The organism is Variovorax sp. RO1, from assembly GCF_002849325.1.
Classification (GTDB): Bacteria; Pseudomonadota; Gammaproteobacteria; order Burkholderiales; family Burkholderiaceae_C; genus Variovorax.
The window spans coordinates 1-15345 of sequence record NZ_PKMT01000009.1 but is presented as its reverse complement, the minus strand read 5'-3'; the positions used below and the strand labels follow the sequence as shown (position 1 = coordinate 15345).

The window sequence follows — 15345 nt, the reverse complement described above, 5'->3', positions numbered from 1 at the left end:
ACGGAGCCACTCCACATGTTCAACTGGATCGTTCGAAATAGCCTGCACAACCGCCTGTTCGTGCTGGCGATTGCGCTGCTGCTGCTGGTCTATGGCGCCATCACCGCGTGGCGCACGCCGGTCGATGTGTTCCCGGACCTCAACAAGCCACTGGTGACAGTGCTGACCGAGGCCGGTGGCATGGCGCCCGAGGAGGTCGAGCAGCTCGTGACCTTCCCATTGGAAACGGCGCTCAACGGCATGCCGGGCGTGACCCGCGTGCGCTCGACATCGGGCGTGGGCCTGTCCATTGTCTACGCCGAGTTCGACTGGGGCACCGACGTGTACCGCAACCGTCAGCTCGTGGCCGAGCGCCTGGCGCAGGTGCGCGAGCAGCTGCCAACGGGCATCGCGCCCATCATGGGCCCGGTCTCCTCGATCATGGGCGAGGTGATGCTGATCGCGCTGCCGTTGTCGACGGGCGACGGCAAGACCGCCGCCGACCCGATGCGGGCACGCGAGTACGCCGACTTCGTGCTGCGGCCGCGCCTGCTGTCGATTGCCGGCGTGTCACAGGTGATCCCGATCGGCGGCGACGTGCGGCAGTTGCGCGTGGAGCCCGACACGGCGCGCATGGCGCAGTTCGGCGTCTCGCTCACGCAGGTCGAGCAGGCGCTGCGCGGCTTCGCTGGCAACGCGGGTGGGGGCTTCATCGATCTCAACAGCCGCGAATACCTGATCCGGCATGTGGCGCGCACGAACCGCGTCGAAGACCTTCAAGGCATCGCCGTGGCGTGGAAAGACGGCCGCGCCATCCTGCTGAGCCAGGTGGCCGAGGTGCGCTACGCAGCCGCCATGAAGCGCGGCGACGCCGGCTACAACGGCGCGCCCGCGGTGATCGTGAGCGTGCAGAAGCAGCCCGCCGCCGACACCGTGCAGCTCACCGGCGCCATCGAGACCGCACTGGGCGAACTGAAGCAGGGCCTGCCACCTGGCCTCGCGGCGCCGAAGGTGCTGTTCCGTCAGGCCGACTTCATCGAGTCGTCCATCGGCAACGTGAGCGAGGCACTGCGCGACGGCGCGATCATGGTGGCCATCGTGCTGTTCGCGTTTCTGCTCTCCGCGCGTACCACGGTCATTTCGCTGGTGGCGATTCCACTCTCGCTGGCAGTCACCGCGCTGGCATTCAAGCTGCTCGGGCAATCGATCAACGTGATGACGCTCGGCGGCCTGGCCATCGCCATCGGGGAGCTGGTCGACGACGCGGTGGTCGACGTCGAGAACATCGTGCGACGGCTCAAGCAGAACCGTGCGGCGGGCAATCCCCTGTCCACGATGGAAGTGGTGCGCCAGGCCAGCGTCGAGGTGCGCTCGGGCATCGTGTACGCCACAGTGATCGTCGTGCTGGTGTTCGTGCCGCTCTTCGCGCTGCCGGGCATCGAAGGCCGCTTGTTCTCGCCCTTGGGCATCGCCTACATCGTGTCCATCCTGGCCTCGATGCTGGTGTCGATGACGGTCACGCCGGTGCTGTGCCACTACCTCTTGCCGAAGATGAAGCGGCTGGACCATGGCGACAGCCCGCTGGTCGCACGGCTGAAGCGCTGGGACGAGAAGGTGCTCGGCTGGTCGTTCGGGCGCGCGAAGCTGCTGATCGCCATCGCGGCGCTGGCGGTCGCCATGGCGGCTGCGAGCGTGCCGTTCTTTCCGCGCGCTTTCCTGCCGGCCTTCAACGAAGGCTCGTTGGTGCTGGGCATGATCTTCAATCCCGGCACGGCACTGGCCGAGGCCAACCGCATGGGCGCCCTGGCCGAGACGCTGATCGCCGAGGTGCCCGAGGTGACACAGGTGGGCCGGCGCACTGGCCGCGCCGAACTCGACGAGCATGCCGAAGGCGTGCACTCGGCCGAGATCGACGTGGACCTGAAGCGCTCCAAGCGTGGTCGCGAGGCCGTGATGGCGGACATCCGGGCGCGGCTTGCCGTGCTGCCCGCGCAGGTCGCGATCGGCCAGCCGATCTCGCACCGGCTGGATCACCTGTTGTCGGGCGTGCGAGCCCAGATCGCACTGAAGATCTTCGGCGACGACACCGACACGCTGCGCGGGTTGGGCGAGCAAATGCGCGAGGGACTCTCGGGCGTGCCGGGCCTGGTCGACCTGACGGTGGAAAAGCAGGTGCTCATCCCGCAGATCACCGTGCGCCTCGATCAGCGCAAGCTCGCCCAGACGGGCCTCGCGCCCGGCGAGGCGATCCGCATCCTGCAGGCGCTGACGGACGGCGCCCACGGCGCGGAGATCGTCGACGGCCTGCGGCGCTATGACCTGGTGCTGCGTCTGCCCGACGGCAAGCGCAGCCCGCAGGACCTGGCTGCAACGCTGATCGATACGCCCGCCGGGCGGCTTCCGGTGTCGGCCATCGCCACGGTCGAGGAAACCGACGGTCCGAACCAGATCGGACGCGAGAACGGCCGGCGGCGCATCGTGGTGTACGCGAACACCGACGGCTCGGATATGGGCCGCGTGATCAAGGACATCCGCGCGGTGATCGCGAAGACGAGCCTGCCGCCGGGCACCTTCGTGAGCCTTGAAGGCCAGTTCCAGGCGCAGGAGCAGGCTGTGAAGCTCATCGTGGGCCTGTCGCTGATCTCGCTGGCGATGATCTTCCTGGTGCTGTACGCGCGCTACAAGTCCGCGGTGCTGGCCGGCATCATCATGGCCAACATCCCGCTCGCGCTCATCGGGAGCGTGGTGGCGATGTGGCTCACAGGGGTGAGTCTTTCCGTGGCGTCGATGGTGGGCTTCATCACGCTGGCCGGCATCGCCACGCGCAACGGCATTCTGAAGGTCAGCCACTACATCAACCTGTGCAAGTTCGAGGGCGAGAGCTTCGGGCAGGCCATGATCGTGCGCGGCTCACTGGAGCGACTGACCCCGGTGCTGATGACCGCACTGGTCGCCGCCTTTGCACTCACGCCGTTGCTTCTGGCGGCCGACGCACCGGGCAAGGAAATTCTGCATCCGGTCGCGGTGGTGATCTTCGGCGGTCTCGTCAGTTCGACGCTGCTCGACACGCTGTTGACGCCGGTCCTCTTCTTGCTTTTCGGGCGGCGCGCGACCGAGCGCTTGCTCGAAGTTGAGCCCGCTGAAGCTGGCATCCGGCCTACGCCTCAGGAGGCGTACTGACGCAACCCCGTTCTCAAGGCCCCATCGGCGCCGCCTCTCGAAGTGCGCTGAAAATGAACACAGGAACCCGATCATCATGAAATTCCAGGCATTCAAGAATCTTTGCGCTGCGCTCGTGCTGTCCTCGTCGGCAGTGGTCACCATGCCCGCGCTGGCTCATGGCGCAGCGCCGGCCCGCCACGGCGGCGTGGTGCAGACTGCGAGCGACATGTCTTTCGAACTCGTGCCCGCCGCCGATGGCGCGGCCCTCTACGTGGTCGATCACGACGACGACTACGACGTCAAGCAGATGGGCGGCAAGCTGACCGTTCTCAACGGCGCCGAAAAATCCGAGGCCGAACTGAAGCCGGTCGGTGGAAACAAGCTGGAAGCCAAGGGCGTCAAGCTCGGCAAGGGCGCGAAGGTGGTTGCTGCGGTGACGGAAGGTCGCAAGACCACGACCGTCCGCTTCACGGTGAAATAGCCCGACATGACGGCACGGCATTTCTCCCTGCCTGCTGTACGGGGCGGATTGCTCGCGTTGCTTGCGGCACTTCTCTTTGGGGTCAGCACGCCGCTCGTGCAGCATTTCGGCAAGGGGTTGGGCGCTTTCACGACCGCCGCTTTGCTCTACGCGGGCGCGGCGGCCGTCGGGCTGGCATCCCGGCAGCGGATAGAGCGGGAGGCCCGCGTGATGCGAAGCGACTTTCCGCGTCTCTTGTCGATGGCCGCCTTTGGCGCGGTGCTCGGACCCGTGGCGCTGGCCTGGGGGTTGCAACACACGAGCGGCACCAGCGCTTCGTTGATGCTGACGCTGGAAGCGCTGTTCACGGCGGTGCTGGCGCGGCTGCTGTACCAGGAGACGATGGACCGGCGCGTGTGGGCCGCGATGCTGCTCTTGCTGGTCGGTGGCGTGGCCTTAGTGTTGGACCAAGGACGCAGTGGCGCCACGCAGCTGTGGGGCATGCTCGCCGTGCTGGTGGCCACCGCCGCCTGGGGCGCGGACAACACGCTCTCGCGTGCGCTGGCGGAGCGCGACCCGGGGCAGGTCGTGCTCGGAAAGGCTGCGATCGGAACCATGGCGACAGCGTTGCTGGCGTGGCTGCTCGGCGAGCCGTGGCCCGCGCTGGAAGCCGCACTGGCGCTGTTCGCCATCGGTGCGAGCGGCTACGGATTGAGCCTGCGCTTCTATCTGCTCGCGCAGCGCGCCTTCGGTGCAGCACGGACCGGGTCGGTCTTCGCCTTCGCACCATTCATCGGCGCAGCCTTTGCCATTGCATTGGGTGACCGCAGCGGCACGTGGGCGATGGCGGTCGGCGGCCTCTTGATGATGCTGGGCGTGGCGTTGCACCTGGCGGAATCGCACGGCCACGAACATTCGCATGCATCCCTGGAGCACGAGCACGCACATCGCCACGATGACGGCCATCACGATCACACCCACGATGTGCTCCCAGCGGGCTCACACAGCCATCCTCACGTGCATGAGCCGGTTCGGCACGCGCACGCTCACGTTCCTGATGTCCACCATCAGCACATCCACTGAGCCGACGCTCGAGCCTGCCTGCAGTGTCAATCTGCCGTGACCAGCTTGACGTAGAGCTCGACGAACAGCCATCCGATCAGCACGGCTGCGCCGATGGCCAAGAGCACTGAAACGGCGACCCGCTCGAGTCGCGTGCGTGCAGCCCGCAGAGCGGGGCGGTCGGTGGGGGGATCATCCGACAGGCGTTTCATAGCTGTCATTGTTGATCGTTCGCCAATCGATGCAAAAGCCACGCAGGGCGAGATGTTTCTTGCCCGACAGACGCCAGCAGCTCTCTGCGCGCCGTGCGCTTACTCCCCATCCAATCGATCCCGTCGCATGGCGCGCCAAAGCGCGAGGTCATAGGTGATCTTGAGCAGCCCGCATGCGATAAGCGGCAGCGAGATCCAGCCGGCGGCAAAGAGCGCGCCGCTGATCGTCGGACTTATGGCCGCTGCAAGGCTCCGGGGCACCGCGGTGAAACCCGCCGCAGCGGCGCGCTCGGCTGGTGTCACGACAGCCATCACGTAAGCCGTCCGCGTGGGGACATCCATGGACGACAAGGCGCTGCGGATCGTCAGCAAGCCCAGCGCGATCGGCAGGTTGGGCGACAACGCAGCCAACACCAGACAGACATTGGCCGGAAGGTGCGTGAAGACCATGGTGTTGAGCAACCCGATGCGCTGCGCCACCACCGGCGCTGCGAGTTGCGAGGCCGCGCTCAACAGGCCGGTCCAGAAGAAAAACACGCCGGCCTGGGTGAGCGAGAAGCCGAACCGCTCGAGCAGCCACAGCGACATCAGGGCATTGACCGTCAGTCCACCAGCAAAGGCATCGACGCTGAAGAGTGCCGCCAGCCGCACCACCACGCGACGTGACGGCCCGAGCGGCGCCGGTGCGACAGGCGGGCTGTCCGGTTTGCTGGCTGAGGTGTGTGCCGGCAGGCGCCGGTAGAGCCAGAAGACGGTCAGCCCGATCGCGGCGTACACGACGAACATCCCCCGCAACGCGTCGAGACGCGCGAACTCGCTGTGCCGCACTAACCAGTCGGGCACGGCGGCGGCCAGCGCACCCAGCGCGGCGCACAGCGCCCCCACGAGGCTGTAGCGTGCAAACAGCGCGGTCCGCGCGTGACCCTGAGCCGCAGCGGCCAGGCGAGCATGCTCCAGCGGAAGGAAAACGCTCACGTCGCCAGAGCTGGGGTTGAGCGTGCCGACCAGCGCGACGACCAGCAGCGGCCAGAACGATGCCAAGCCAGCGAAGCCTAAACCCGTGGCGGCCATCAGCAAGGCGGCGCCACGCAGCAGTCGTCCACCGGTAAAGCGGTATCCCCAGGCGCCGACCGCCAGCGTGGCCAGCGCCGAGCCCAACATCGTCGCCGTACTCACGATGCCCACTTCCAACGTGCCCAGCCCGATCGCCAGCAGGTAGGCCGGCAGCAGCACTGCCATGTACCCGTCCCCGAAGGCGCGAAGTCCCCGTGCGGCGAGCAAGGGCAAGGCGCCAGGATCGACCCCGGAGGGCAGTAGGCGCGCGAGACCCATGCGTGGGCGAGGCGCGGAGGTGGCGCTCATCGCGTTTGCCCAGGCCAGTATTTCAAGAGGGCATTTCCTTGGCTGGCTTGGCCTCAAGCGGCCGACCCGCGGCCTGCCAGCCGTCGATGCCGCCGCGCAGATAGCGTGCGTTCAGGCCCGCGGCGCGCAGCCGCATGGCCGTGCTGCGGCCCACCTCGTGGCCGTAGACGCAGTAGACGACCAGCGCGCGGCCGGCCGGGAGCTCGCCGGCCCAGTGCTCGACTGCGGCCGGGTCGCGCCAGCGGGCGCTGGGGATCATCGACGCAGCCTGCGTGAACACGCCGGCACGGCGCACGTCGAGCAGCACCGATCCAGCCACGTCGTCCTGCGTTGCACCGAAGGGCTCGCTGGCGGCGTGCACGGCCTGCTGGTAGCGCGCGTACACCGGGGCCCAGTCGACGTTCTGCATGAAGGCATCGACGTACGCGCCGGCGGCGGCGCCGTGGTCCAGGTGGTAGGCGTGCTCGTACATGTCCAGTGCCAGGAGCGGCGTGCCGCCCGCCAGCGCATGGGTGTGATCAGCAGCCCATTGGTTGACCAGCGTGCCCTCGCGCGGCAGCACCCAGCCCGAGCCGCCGCCAAGCGCCTTGCCCATCGCTGCGAACTCTTCGCGCCATCGATCGACGCTGCCGAAGTTGGCGACCAATGCGAGCGCCATGGCGGGCTCCATCGTCTGGCCGTCGCCGCCGAGCGAGGCGAAGTACAGCTCGTGCAGCAGCATCGAGTTGCTGGCGATGAGCTCTTCGCGCTTGAGTCCGTTGAGCTGGAAGCCCGGCGTGGAGGCGAACGACGTTGTCGCGAGCTGTGTCCGGATGGCGTTGAGGCGTTTGACCGCACCGCCATAGTTGTTCTGGTGATGGCTGTTCAGAAGTTGCGCCGACAGGCCGCGCAGCGTAGCGGGGTCGAAGGGCAGGGCTTGAGTTCGGGCGTCCATGACGGCTCCTTCAGCGCAGCAGCGGAAGCCACAAGGTGACCGCCAACCCGATGGCCGCGCAGGCACCGAGCAGCGGCATCACACCGACCTTGAAGCGGAACAGGGCGAGCGTCGCGGCCACGGCGATCACTGCCGACACCGCATCGAAGCGGCCATTGAAGCCGTGCGGCCACAGCACGTGGTACGCGAAGAAGAGCGCCAGGTTCAGGATCACGCCCACCACCGCCGCGGTGATCGCCGACAGCGGCGCCGTGAAACCCAGCCGGCCGTGGGTGGCCTCGATGGCGGGCCCGCCGGCCAGGATGAAAATGAACGAGGGCAGGAAGGTGAAGAAGGTGACGACCGTCGCGGCCAATGCCCCTGCGAGGAACAGCGCGTCGGGCCCCAGCACCTGCTGGAGCCATCCGCCGACGAAGCCGACGAACGCCACGACCATGATGAGCGGGCCTGGCGTGGTCTCTCCCAGCGCCAGCCCGTCGATCATCTGCGCGCCGGAGAGCCAGTGGTATTGCTCGACGGCCCCTTGGTAGACGTAGGGCAGCACGGCATAGGCGCCGCCGAAGGTCAGGAGCGCCGCCTTGGTGAAGAACCACCCCATCTGCGTGAGCGTGCCGTGCAGACCCTGGGTCGCGACCAGCACACCCATCGCCAGCAGCCACAGGCCCAGGCCGATGCCCAGCACCTTGGCCAGGTGCGCGCGGGAAAAGCGCGCGTGCGCCGGCGTGGGCGTGTCGTCGTCGATCAGCGCCGGACCGTAGCTCTGTCGCGCACCGCCATGGCCCCCGCCGAGCGCGAACACCTCGGGCGCCCATCGCGCACCGAAGTGGCCGATGAGGCCGGCCGCCAGCACGATCGCCGGAAACGGCGTGTCGAACGCGAAGATGGCCACGAAGGCCGCGGCGGCGATGCCCCACATCCACCGGTTCTTCAACGCGCGGCTGCCGATGCGGTGCGCCGCGTGCAGCACCAGCGCGGTGACCGCCGGTTTGATGCCGTAGAAGATGCCGGCCACCACGGGCACGTTGCCGAAGCGCAGGTAGACCCACGACAGTGCGATCAGGATGAAGAGGGAAGGCAGCACGAACAGTGCGCCGGCCGCGATGCCGCCGCGCGTGCGGTGCATGAGCCACCCGATGTAGGTGGCGAGTTGCTGCGCCTCGGGGCCGGGCAGCAGCATGCAGAAGTTCAGCGCATGCAGAAAACGCTTCTCGCTGATCCAGCGCCGCCGCTCGACCAGCTCGGTGTGCATGATCGCGATTTGCCCGGCGGGCCCGCCGAAACTGATGAAGCCGAGCTTGAGCCAGAAGCGAAGGGCTTCGGCAAAGGAGATGGGCGAGGGGGGCGCGGAAAGCGTAGGAGGTGCGTCAGGCAAGGCGGTGTCCACGGAAGGCTCCGTTGTGAGTCACCAGCGCTTGGACGGGACACCGTCTTACTTTGCAGTGCGGGAGGCTGTTTTCCCGGCAAATTGATCGTATCAGAGTCCCCAGCTTGCGCATTCATTTTGAACGAGTGAGGACGCCTTACCGCACTCTCAAGAAGCGCTCTTCTTGCCTGATATACCCCGAGGGTTGGCGCACGTAAGTCTCCAAGATGCCGAATCTTGAATAAATTCAATAATTCGACTATTATTGAAATATGGAAGAAAAAGCCGTCATTCAAGCCTTGGCCGCGCTGGCTCAGCCTGTGCGCCTTCGGGTCTTTCGAGCGCTTGTCGTTGCCGGTCCCACCGGGCTCACACCAGGCGTGCTGGCGGAGCAGCTTGGTGTGCCATCGACCAGTCTCTCGTTCCACCTCAAGGAGCTGACGCACGCCAAACTGGTCAGCCAAGAACGCGATGGACGCAACCTCATCTACCGCGCGGGGTTCGAGCAGATGAACGCGTTGCTCGGCTATCTCTCGGAGAACTGCTGTCAAGGCGAGGCATGCCTCGTCGACAGCTCCACTGCCTGTGAATGCTGAAGGAGAAACCCATGAAGCGCTTCCACGTCCATCTGCACGTCGATGATCTCGCCAAGAGCATCGCCTTCTATTCCAACCTGTTCGCGTCGCCGCCGGCACGCGTCGAGGCTGACTATGCGAAATGGATGCTTGACGATCCGCGCATCAACTTCGCGATCTCGACGGTCGGGCAAGGCAAAGGCATCGACCACCTCGGCATCCAGGCCGAGGACGAAGCAGAATTGACCGAGCTCAAGGCCCGCGGCCAGGCAGCCGACCGGACCCTCCTCGACGAGGGCGAGACTGTGTGCTGTTACGCGCGTAGCGAGAAGCACTGGGTCACCGATCCACAGGGGATCGCGTGGGAGCACTTCCAGACCTTGGACGGCGCCGTGCCGGTCTACGGACAGCCCAAGTCCGTCGCCAAGACCGAGTCCGCCTGCTGCACGCCCGTTGCTGTCCGAGGCGTTCCGGTCAACGTGTCCGTCAAGAGCACGGGCGCCTGCTGCTGAGAGGGATGCACCATGCCCCAAGAACCCTCTGAATCGCTGGTCAGGTCGCTGTTCGTTCGTGCAGAGGCCACGTCTCTGTCGCCAGTGCGCTCTTTCCTTCGGGATGTCGGCCTTCCCGAATCGGATCTTCGCGAAGAGCACATGGAGGCCTTCTTCGTAAGCCGCGCGGGGGACGAAGGGATTCTTGCCTGTGTCGGTCTGGAACGGTTCGGCGATACCGCCTTGCTTCGTTCTCTCGCGGTGCGCGCCGATGCACGTGGCAACGGTGTGGGCGATCAGGCCCTGCAGACGGTGGAAGCGTTCGCCGCATCGAAAGGTGTGAATCGCCTCTGCATCCTGACCACCACGGCAGAGCCATTCTTCGAGGTCCGAGGCTTTGAGCGCTGCGACCGCACGGCGCTGCCTGCATCCGTACAGGCCAGCAGCGAATTCAAGAGCCTGTGCCCGGCCTCGGCCGTCTGCATGTTCAAAGAGATCACTCCGACTTCCACCGAGAAACATCGTCATGGCTGACAAGACCTACAACGTGCTCTTCATCTGCACGGGCAATTCCGCGCGCTCCATCTTGGCCGAGGGCCTCCTCAACCACCTGGGCAAAGGGCGATTCAAGGCCTACTCCGCTGGCAGCCATCCTGCTGGCAAGGTCAACGCCTATGCGTTGCTCACGCTGGACAAGATGCACCTTCCCGCCACCGGCTATCGCAGCAAGAACTGGGACGAGTTCGCGAAGCCGGACGCACCGGCAATGGATTTTGTTCTCACTGTCTGCGACAAGGCCGCGGGTGAGGTGTGCCCCGTGTGGCCCGGCCAGCCGATGACCGCCCACTGGGGCGTAGCCGATCCTGCAGCCCTCGAGGTGTCAGACGAGGCCTCCGAGCGCCAATTCATGGACACGGCCCTCACATTGAAGCGCCGTATCGAACTGATGCTGGCATTGCCCCTGGCCCGGCTCGACTCGATGGCCATCCAGCGCGAGATCCGCGACATCGGCAAGGTTCAGAAGGCTGCGCAATGACGCTCAACGTACTCATCCTCTGCACCCACAACTCGGCCCGCAGCGTGCTGGCCGAGGGCATGCTCAACCACTGGGCCCAGAAGCTCGGGAAGGACGTGAAGGCGTTCAGCGCCGGCAGCGCGCCCAGCGGAAGAATCAACCCGTTCGCGATCGAGGTGCTGCAGGCGGCCGGCGTGGATACCGAGGGCTTTCGCAGCAAGAGCTGGGACGAGTTTTCCACGCCGATCATGCATGTGGTGATCACGGTGTGCGACAGCGCGGCGCAGGAGACCTGCCCCTACTGGCCGGGCACGCGCGTCAAGGTGCACTGGGGATATCCTGACCCGTCCAATACCGAAGGCGGCGACGACGCCAAGGTGCAGGCCTTCGAGCTGACGCGCCAGGCGATCTCCTATCGCATGCTGCAACTGCTCGCACTGGACAACCCGGAGGCGATGAGCGACGCCGAGCTGCAAGAGCGGCTGAGGCGCATCTCTGCGAACTGACCCTATGAGCGCAGTCATCGAAAGCCCGCGCGCCAGCGCGGCTCACATGAGCGTGTTCGAGCGCTACCTGACGGTATGGGTGTTCCTCTGCATCGTCGTCGGTATCGCGTTGGGGCAGTTGTTCCCGGCGGCATTTCAGGCGGTGGGCCGTCTTGAGGTCGCGAAGGTCAATATTCCAGTGGGCGTGCTGATCTGGGTGATGATCATCCCGATGCTGCTGCGAGTCGACTTCGCGGCCCTCGCGCAGGTAAAGAACCATTGGCGCGGCATTGGCGTGACGCTGTTCATCAACTGGGCCGTAAAGCCGTTCTCCATGGCCTTCCTGGCATGGCTCTTCATACGCCACGTATTCGCCGGCTCGCTACCGGCCGACCAGCTCGACAGCTACGTCGCCGGTTTGGTCCTGCTGGCCGCCGCCCCCTGCACGGCGATGGTCTTCGTCTGGAGCCGGTTGACCGGCGGTGATCCGGTCTTCACGCTGTCGCAGGTTGCATTGAACGACGCCATCATGGTGTTCGCCTTTGCGCCCATCGTCGGCCTGCTGCTGGGCCTGTCGGCGATTACGGTGCCGTGGGACACGCTGATCACGTCGGTGGCGCTCTACATCGTGCTGCCAGTGATCTTTGCCCAGGTGCTGCGCAAGCAACTGCTGAAGGCCGGGCCGGCCGCATTCGAACGCGCCATGCATCGCATCGGCCCCTGGTCGATTGCCGCGCTGCTGCTGACGCTTGTTCTGCTCTTCGCGTTCCAGGGCGAAGCCATCATCAAGCAGCCGCTCGTGATCGCCATGCTCGCGGTGCCGATCTTGATCCAGGTGGTGCTGAACTCCGGCTTGGCCTACTGGCTCAACCGAAAGCTCGGCGAGAAGCACAACATCGCGTGCCCCTCTGCGCTGATCGGTGCATCCAACTTCTTCGAGTTGGCGGTAGCGGCGGCCATCAGCCTGTTCGGTTTCCACTCAGGTGCCGCGTTGGCCACCGTAGTCGGGGTGCTGATCGAGGTGCCGATCATGCTGGCCGTGGTCAAGGTCGTGAACTCTTCGAAGGGCTGGTATGAGTCGTGAGCTGCCGAACATCGACCCGGCGCTGTTCAAAAGGGCCGATCCGGACCTGCTGATGCCAGCGCAGCGCTCCACGCATGCGCCGCGCATTCTGCTGCTGTATGGCTCGGTTCGCGAGCGTTCCTATAGCCGTTTGCTGACTGAGGAAGCCGCACGGCTTCTTCGCGCGCTCGGTGCCGAGACGCGAATCTTCGATCCTCGAGGTCTGCCGCTGCCTGACGCTGATCCCGACGATCACCCCAAGGTGGCAGAGCTGCGCGGACTTGCCCAGTGGGCGGAGGGGATGGTTTGGACTTCGCCCGAACGTCACGGCGCGATGACCGGGATCATGAAGGCGCAGATCGACTGGATTCCACTGGCGGTCGGCTCGGTACGACCCACGCAGGGCAAAACGCTCGCGGTGATGGAGGTGTCAGGCGGCTCGCAGTCGTTCAATGCCGTGAACCAGCTGCGCGTGCTGGGCCGTTGGATGCGCATGATCACCATCCCCAACCAGTCGTCGGTGGCCAAGGCCTTCATGGAGTTCGACGAGGCCGGGCGCATGAAGCCCTCGCCGTACTACGAACGGGTGGTCGACGTGATGGAAGAGCTGGTGAAGTTCACGCTGCTCACGCGCGACTGCGCGGGCTACCTGGTCGACCGCTACAGCGAGCGGCGCGAGAGTGCCGAGGCGTTGTCGAAGCGGGTCAACCTGCGCAGCATCTGAGCGAGGCGAACCCAGGGTGCAAAGCAAGACCACGACGACGGTGATGCTGGGTGTGGCTCAGACCCTGGCGTGGGCCTCGTCGTATTACCTCCCTGCGGTGCTGGCCGGTGCCATCGGCAAGGACATCGGCATTTCCACGTCCACGGTCTTCGGTGCTTTCTCGGTGGCGCTGCTCGTCGCGGCCGGCATCGGCCCCTTCGCCGGCCGGCTCATCGACCGCTCGGGCGGGCGCCCGATTCTTATTGCCAGCAATCTGGTGTTTGCGGCAGGGCTGGCCGCATTGAGCCAGGCCAGCTCTACAGTCCACCTCTTCGCCGCTTGGGCTTTGATGGGCCTTGCCATGGGCAGCGGACTCTACGAGGCCGCGTTTGCCACCGTGGTACGCCTGCACGGCCAGGATGCGCGACGAGCCATCACCGGCATCACGCTGTTCGCGGGCTTTGCGAGCACCGTGGGGTGGCCACTGTCGGCGTACATGGAAAGCACAGTAGGCTGGCGCGGCGCGTGCCTTGCCTGGGCTGCCATGCATCTGCTGATCGGTCTGCCGCTCAACATGCTGTTGCCACGTGCTTCTCATGCCGTGCCCGTACAGAAGTCCGCCACCGCCGCGCAGGATGTAGGAGCGGGGCTCTCTTCGGCGCATCAGCGTCGCGCCGCAGTCCTGATGGCGTATGTCTTCGCCGTGACCTGGTTCATCAGCACAGCGATGGCCGCGCACCTGCCCGAGTTGCTGCTGGCCAGTGGTGCCACGTTGGCCGCGGCGGTTGGCATCGCGGCCTTGGTGGGGCCAGCCCAGGTGGTCGGGAGGGTGATCGAGTTCACCTTGCTAAAACGCGCGCATCCGCTGTTCTCGGCCCGATTGGCTACGCTGGCCCACCCGCTAGGCGCGCTCTGCCTCGGCTTGCTCGGGACATCAGTTGCTGCTGCCTTCGCGGTACTGCACGGCTTGGGGAACGGCATCCTGACCATTGCCATCGGCACGCTTCCGCTCCTGATCTTTGGCGCCAAAGGCTACGGGCAGCGTCAGGGATTCCTCATGGTGCCGGCGCGTATCGTGCAGGCGGGCGCACCGTTCCTGTTCGGCATGGCCGTAGAACGGTGGGGAGATGGCGCGTTATGGTTCTCCGCCATGCTTGGCCTGTCCGCGTGCCTCGCGCTGACGGGCATGACAGTCGACATGGAAAAATCTGCTCGAGGATGATGAGATCAGTACCAGTTGGCCCAGGCGCCTCTGGTCACGAGGCTGCGACTCGGCCAACGGGCCTTGAATGTGGTCTGCAAGGCCGCCGATGTGCTGGAGGCCGAGTTCCCTGAAGGCTCGTTCGACGTCTGGCATGACACGTGCCGTGTTCCATCTCCTCACCACCGATGTGCTGCCTGAGCGCTACGTTGCCCAGGTTCTTCACGCGCTCAAGCCGAGTGGCTTCGCGATCGTCGGCGCATTCAGCCCACAGGGGCCGGAACAACGCAGCGGCCTGCCCGTGGCCCGCCACGCATCAAACGACTTGCACTCCCGGTTCGGTGCGCCGTTCGAGCTTGTCGACAGCAGCACTGAAGTGCACACCGCCCCTTGGGGTGCGCCGCAGCAGTTCGTGTATTGGTTCTGTCGGCGGCACGCTCAATAGACGGAACCCTTCCTGTGATCTCAGCTCCAGCATTCGGCAACTCCGATTCACGCTCAAGGGGATTCAGGTCTTCGGTCCGTTCGAACCGTGTTGACAACGGACAGAACGGCGTCGACCACAGCATCCGGGTCGTCGAACTGAATGTTGTGCCCGGAATTCGCCAGCAGCTGGTGTCGACTTCGCGAGGACCATGTTGCCAGGTCTTCGTGCAGCTGCTTCCAGATGGCTTGAACCTGATTGCCCTGCTCGGGCGTGATCTTCATCCCCCGGAGTTCCGCCGTGGTGTACGGGGCCATTGCAGTAAGCACGACCAGTGGGCGACTGCCTAGATCCCGAAAGGCACGCGCCTCGACGAGCGTTCTGTTGATCGAGTCGCTCTCCGCGAGCTGCGTACTCAATGATTTTGGAGCGTAGGCGCGAATTGCTTGTGCATCGCGGTCACTCTGATGCGGTGCCTGCGGCAGGAGCACCGGTGCTGCCGCGCGAAGGATGCCGGACCACGCGAATGCCACACCGATGCGAGACAGCATGGATCGGGATTCCGTCATCAAGCCTGCGACGCGCTCGACCTGCTCCGGATGGGAGGGATCAACAAGAACCAATCCCACCACTTCGCGGCCGAAATACCTCGTGAAACTCATGACGTAAAGACCGCCCAATGACTGGCCGACCAGCACGAACGGACCATGTTCGCCTGCGTTGATCAACGTCGCGTGAAGTTCGATTGCCACACGCTTGCCATCTGGAGCAGCATCCGAAGGATCGCTCCACATCAACCCCGGGCGGCTGTATGCGCATGCCCGGGTGTGCGCAGCGATCCTCCCCTGGACTGC

The 15345-nt window shown here is 65.5% G+C and carries 17 protein-coding genes; 12 read left to right on the top strand and 5 right to left on the bottom strand.

What is annotated here, in order from left to right; translation table 11 throughout:
- Positions 1-15 precede the first annotated feature (15 nt).
- The 3 genes from CY658_RS29715 (at position 16) to CY658_RS29705 (ending at position 4684) form a co-directional block, all read left to right on the top strand.
- On the top strand, positions 16-3159 hold the full coding sequence (locus CY658_RS29715; RefSeq protein WP_101493595.1) for an efflux RND transporter permease subunit: 3144 nt from the start codon (positions 16-18) through the stop codon (positions 3157-3159).
- A gap of 76 nt (positions 3160-3235) precedes the next feature.
- Positions 3236-3622 (top strand): hypothetical protein, encoded by a 387-nt coding sequence (locus CY658_RS29710; RefSeq protein ID WP_180839081.1) that lies wholly within the window; start codon positions 3236-3238, stop codon positions 3620-3622.
- Positions 3623-3628: 6 nt separating this feature from the next.
- On the top strand, positions 3629-4684 hold the full coding sequence (locus tag CY658_RS29705; protein ID WP_101493594.1) for a DMT family transporter: 1056 nt from the start codon (positions 3629-3631) through the stop codon (positions 4682-4684).
- A gap of 26 nt (positions 4685-4710) precedes the next feature.
- On the opposite strand, the gene CY658_RS32850 is transcribed toward CY658_RS29705, so the two are convergent.
- The 4 genes from CY658_RS32850 to chrA form a co-directional block, all read right to left on the bottom strand.
- Positions 4711-4875, bottom strand: coding sequence for a hypothetical protein (locus CY658_RS32850; protein ID WP_180839080.1), 165 nt, complete (start codon positions 4873-4875; stop codon positions 4711-4713).
- 99 nt (positions 4876-4974) lie between these two features.
- Positions 4975-6237 (bottom strand): MFS transporter, encoded by a 1263-nt coding sequence (locus CY658_RS29700; RefSeq protein WP_101493593.1) that lies wholly within the window; start codon positions 6235-6237, stop codon positions 4975-4977.
- Between the two features lie 22 nt (positions 6238-6259).
- A complete protein-coding gene (locus CY658_RS29695; RefSeq protein ID WP_101493592.1) occupies positions 6260-7171 on the bottom strand; it encodes a Fe-Mn family superoxide dismutase in 912 nt (303 codons plus the stop codon).
- 10 nt (positions 7172-7181) lie between these two features.
- The gene (chrA, locus tag CY658_RS29690) at positions 7182-8555 is read right to left on the bottom strand and encodes a chromate efflux transporter (RefSeq protein ID WP_101493591.1); all 1374 of its coding nucleotides are present in this window, start codon (positions 8553-8555) and stop codon (positions 7182-7184) included.
- 251 nt (positions 8556-8806) lie between these two features.
- Here chrA and CY658_RS29685 point away from each other — a divergent pair, with 251 nt between their 5' ends.
- The 9 genes from CY658_RS29685 (at position 8807) to CY658_RS29645 (ending at position 14512) form a co-directional block, all read left to right on the top strand.
- On the top strand, positions 8807-9130 hold the full coding sequence (locus CY658_RS29685) for an ArsR/SmtB family transcription factor (RefSeq protein WP_101493590.1): 324 nt from the start codon (positions 8807-8809) through the stop codon (positions 9128-9130).
- 11 nt (positions 9131-9141) lie between these two features.
- Positions 9142-9621 (top strand): ArsI/CadI family heavy metal resistance metalloenzyme, encoded by a 480-nt coding sequence (locus CY658_RS29680; RefSeq protein ID WP_101493589.1) that lies wholly within the window; start codon positions 9142-9144, stop codon positions 9619-9621.
- 12 nt (positions 9622-9633) lie between these two features.
- Positions 9634-10134 carry an arsenic resistance N-acetyltransferase ArsN2 gene (gene arsN2, locus CY658_RS29675; RefSeq protein WP_101493588.1) on the top strand — a complete coding sequence of 167 codons (501 nt, stop codon included), beginning with the start codon at positions 9634-9636 and terminating at the stop codon, positions 10132-10134.
- The gene (locus CY658_RS29670) at positions 10127-10636 is read left to right on the top strand and encodes an arsenate reductase ArsC (RefSeq protein ID WP_101493587.1); all 510 of its coding nucleotides are present in this window, start codon (positions 10127-10129) and stop codon (positions 10634-10636) included. Before arsN2 ends, CY658_RS29670 begins: the two co-directional genes overlap by 8 nt.
- Complete coding sequence (locus tag CY658_RS29665) at positions 10633-11121, top strand: arsenate reductase ArsC (protein WP_101493586.1); 489 nt, start codon at positions 10633-10635, stop codon at positions 11119-11121. Before CY658_RS29670 ends, CY658_RS29665 begins: the two co-directional genes overlap by 4 nt.
- 4 nt (positions 11122-11125) lie before the next feature.
- Positions 11126-12184 carry an ACR3 family arsenite efflux transporter gene (gene arsB, locus CY658_RS29660; RefSeq protein ID WP_101493585.1) on the top strand — a complete coding sequence of 353 codons (1059 nt, stop codon included), beginning with the start codon at positions 11126-11128 and terminating at the stop codon, positions 12182-12184.
- The gene (arsH, locus tag CY658_RS29655; RefSeq protein WP_101493584.1) at positions 12174-12887 is read left to right on the top strand and encodes an arsenical resistance protein ArsH; all 714 of its coding nucleotides are present in this window, start codon (positions 12174-12176) and stop codon (positions 12885-12887) included. Before arsB ends, arsH begins: the two co-directional genes overlap by 11 nt.
- A 43-nt stretch (positions 12888-12930) precedes the next feature.
- On the top strand, positions 12931-14088 hold the full coding sequence (locus tag CY658_RS29650; protein WP_101493764.1) for an MFS transporter: 1158 nt from the start codon (positions 12931-12933) through the stop codon (positions 14086-14088).
- A gap of 145 nt (positions 14089-14233) precedes the next feature.
- Positions 14234-14512, top strand: coding sequence for a hypothetical protein (locus CY658_RS29645; RefSeq protein ID WP_143713808.1), 279 nt, complete (start codon positions 14234-14236; stop codon positions 14510-14512).
- 53 nt (positions 14513-14565) lie between these two features.
- Here CY658_RS29645 and CY658_RS29640 read toward each other — a convergent pair.
- Positions 14566-15345 (bottom strand): alpha/beta fold hydrolase (locus tag CY658_RS29640; RefSeq protein WP_101493582.1); only part of this gene is annotated, 780 nt, incomplete at its 5' end.

Excerpts from the sequence above, each read along its gene's own strand:
- CY658_RS29685 (WP_101493590.1), top strand. The coding sequence starts at position 8,807 with ATGGAAGAAAAAGCCGTCATTCAAGCCTTGGCCGCGCTGGCTCAGCCT.
- CY658_RS29650 (WP_101493764.1), top strand. The coding sequence starts at position 12,931 with ATGCTGGGTGTGGCTCAGACCCTGGCGTGGGCCTCGTCGTATTACCTC.
- CY658_RS29665 (WP_101493586.1), top strand. The coding sequence starts at position 10,633 with ATGACGCTCAACGTACTCATCCTCTGCACCCACAACTCGGCCCGCAGC.
- arsH (WP_101493584.1), top strand. The coding sequence starts at position 12,174 with ATGAGTCGTGAGCTGCCGAACATCGACCCGGCGCTGTTCAAAAGGGCC.
- CY658_RS29710 (WP_180839081.1), top strand. The coding sequence starts at position 3,236 with ATGAAATTCCAGGCATTCAAGAATCTTTGCGCTGCGCTCGTGCTGTCC.
- CY658_RS29695 (WP_101493592.1), bottom strand. The coding sequence starts at position 7,171 with ATGGACGCCCGAACTCAAGCCCTGCCCTTCGACCCCGCTACGCTGCGC.
- CY658_RS29680 (WP_101493589.1), top strand. The coding sequence starts at position 9,142 with ATGAAGCGCTTCCACGTCCATCTGCACGTCGATGATCTCGCCAAGAGC.
- arsB (WP_101493585.1), top strand. The coding sequence starts at position 11,126 with ATGAGCGCAGTCATCGAAAGCCCGCGCGCCAGCGCGGCTCACATGAGC.
- CY658_RS29700 (WP_101493593.1), bottom strand. The coding sequence starts at position 6,237 with ATGAGCGCCACCTCCGCGCCTCGCCCACGCATGGGTCTCGCGCGCCTA.
- arsN2 (WP_101493588.1), top strand. The coding sequence starts at position 9,634 with ATGCCCCAAGAACCCTCTGAATCGCTGGTCAGGTCGCTGTTCGTTCGT.
- CY658_RS29670 (WP_101493587.1), top strand. The coding sequence starts at position 10,127 with ATGGCTGACAAGACCTACAACGTGCTCTTCATCTGCACGGGCAATTCC.
- CY658_RS32850 (WP_180839080.1), bottom strand. The coding sequence starts at position 4,875 with ATGAAACGCCTGTCGGATGATCCCCCCACCGACCGCCCCGCTCTGCGG.
- CY658_RS29715 (WP_101493595.1), top strand. The coding sequence starts at position 16 with ATGTTCAACTGGATCGTTCGAAATAGCCTGCACAACCGCCTGTTCGTG.
- CY658_RS29705 (WP_101493594.1), top strand. The coding sequence starts at position 3,629 with ATGACGGCACGGCATTTCTCCCTGCCTGCTGTACGGGGCGGATTGCTC.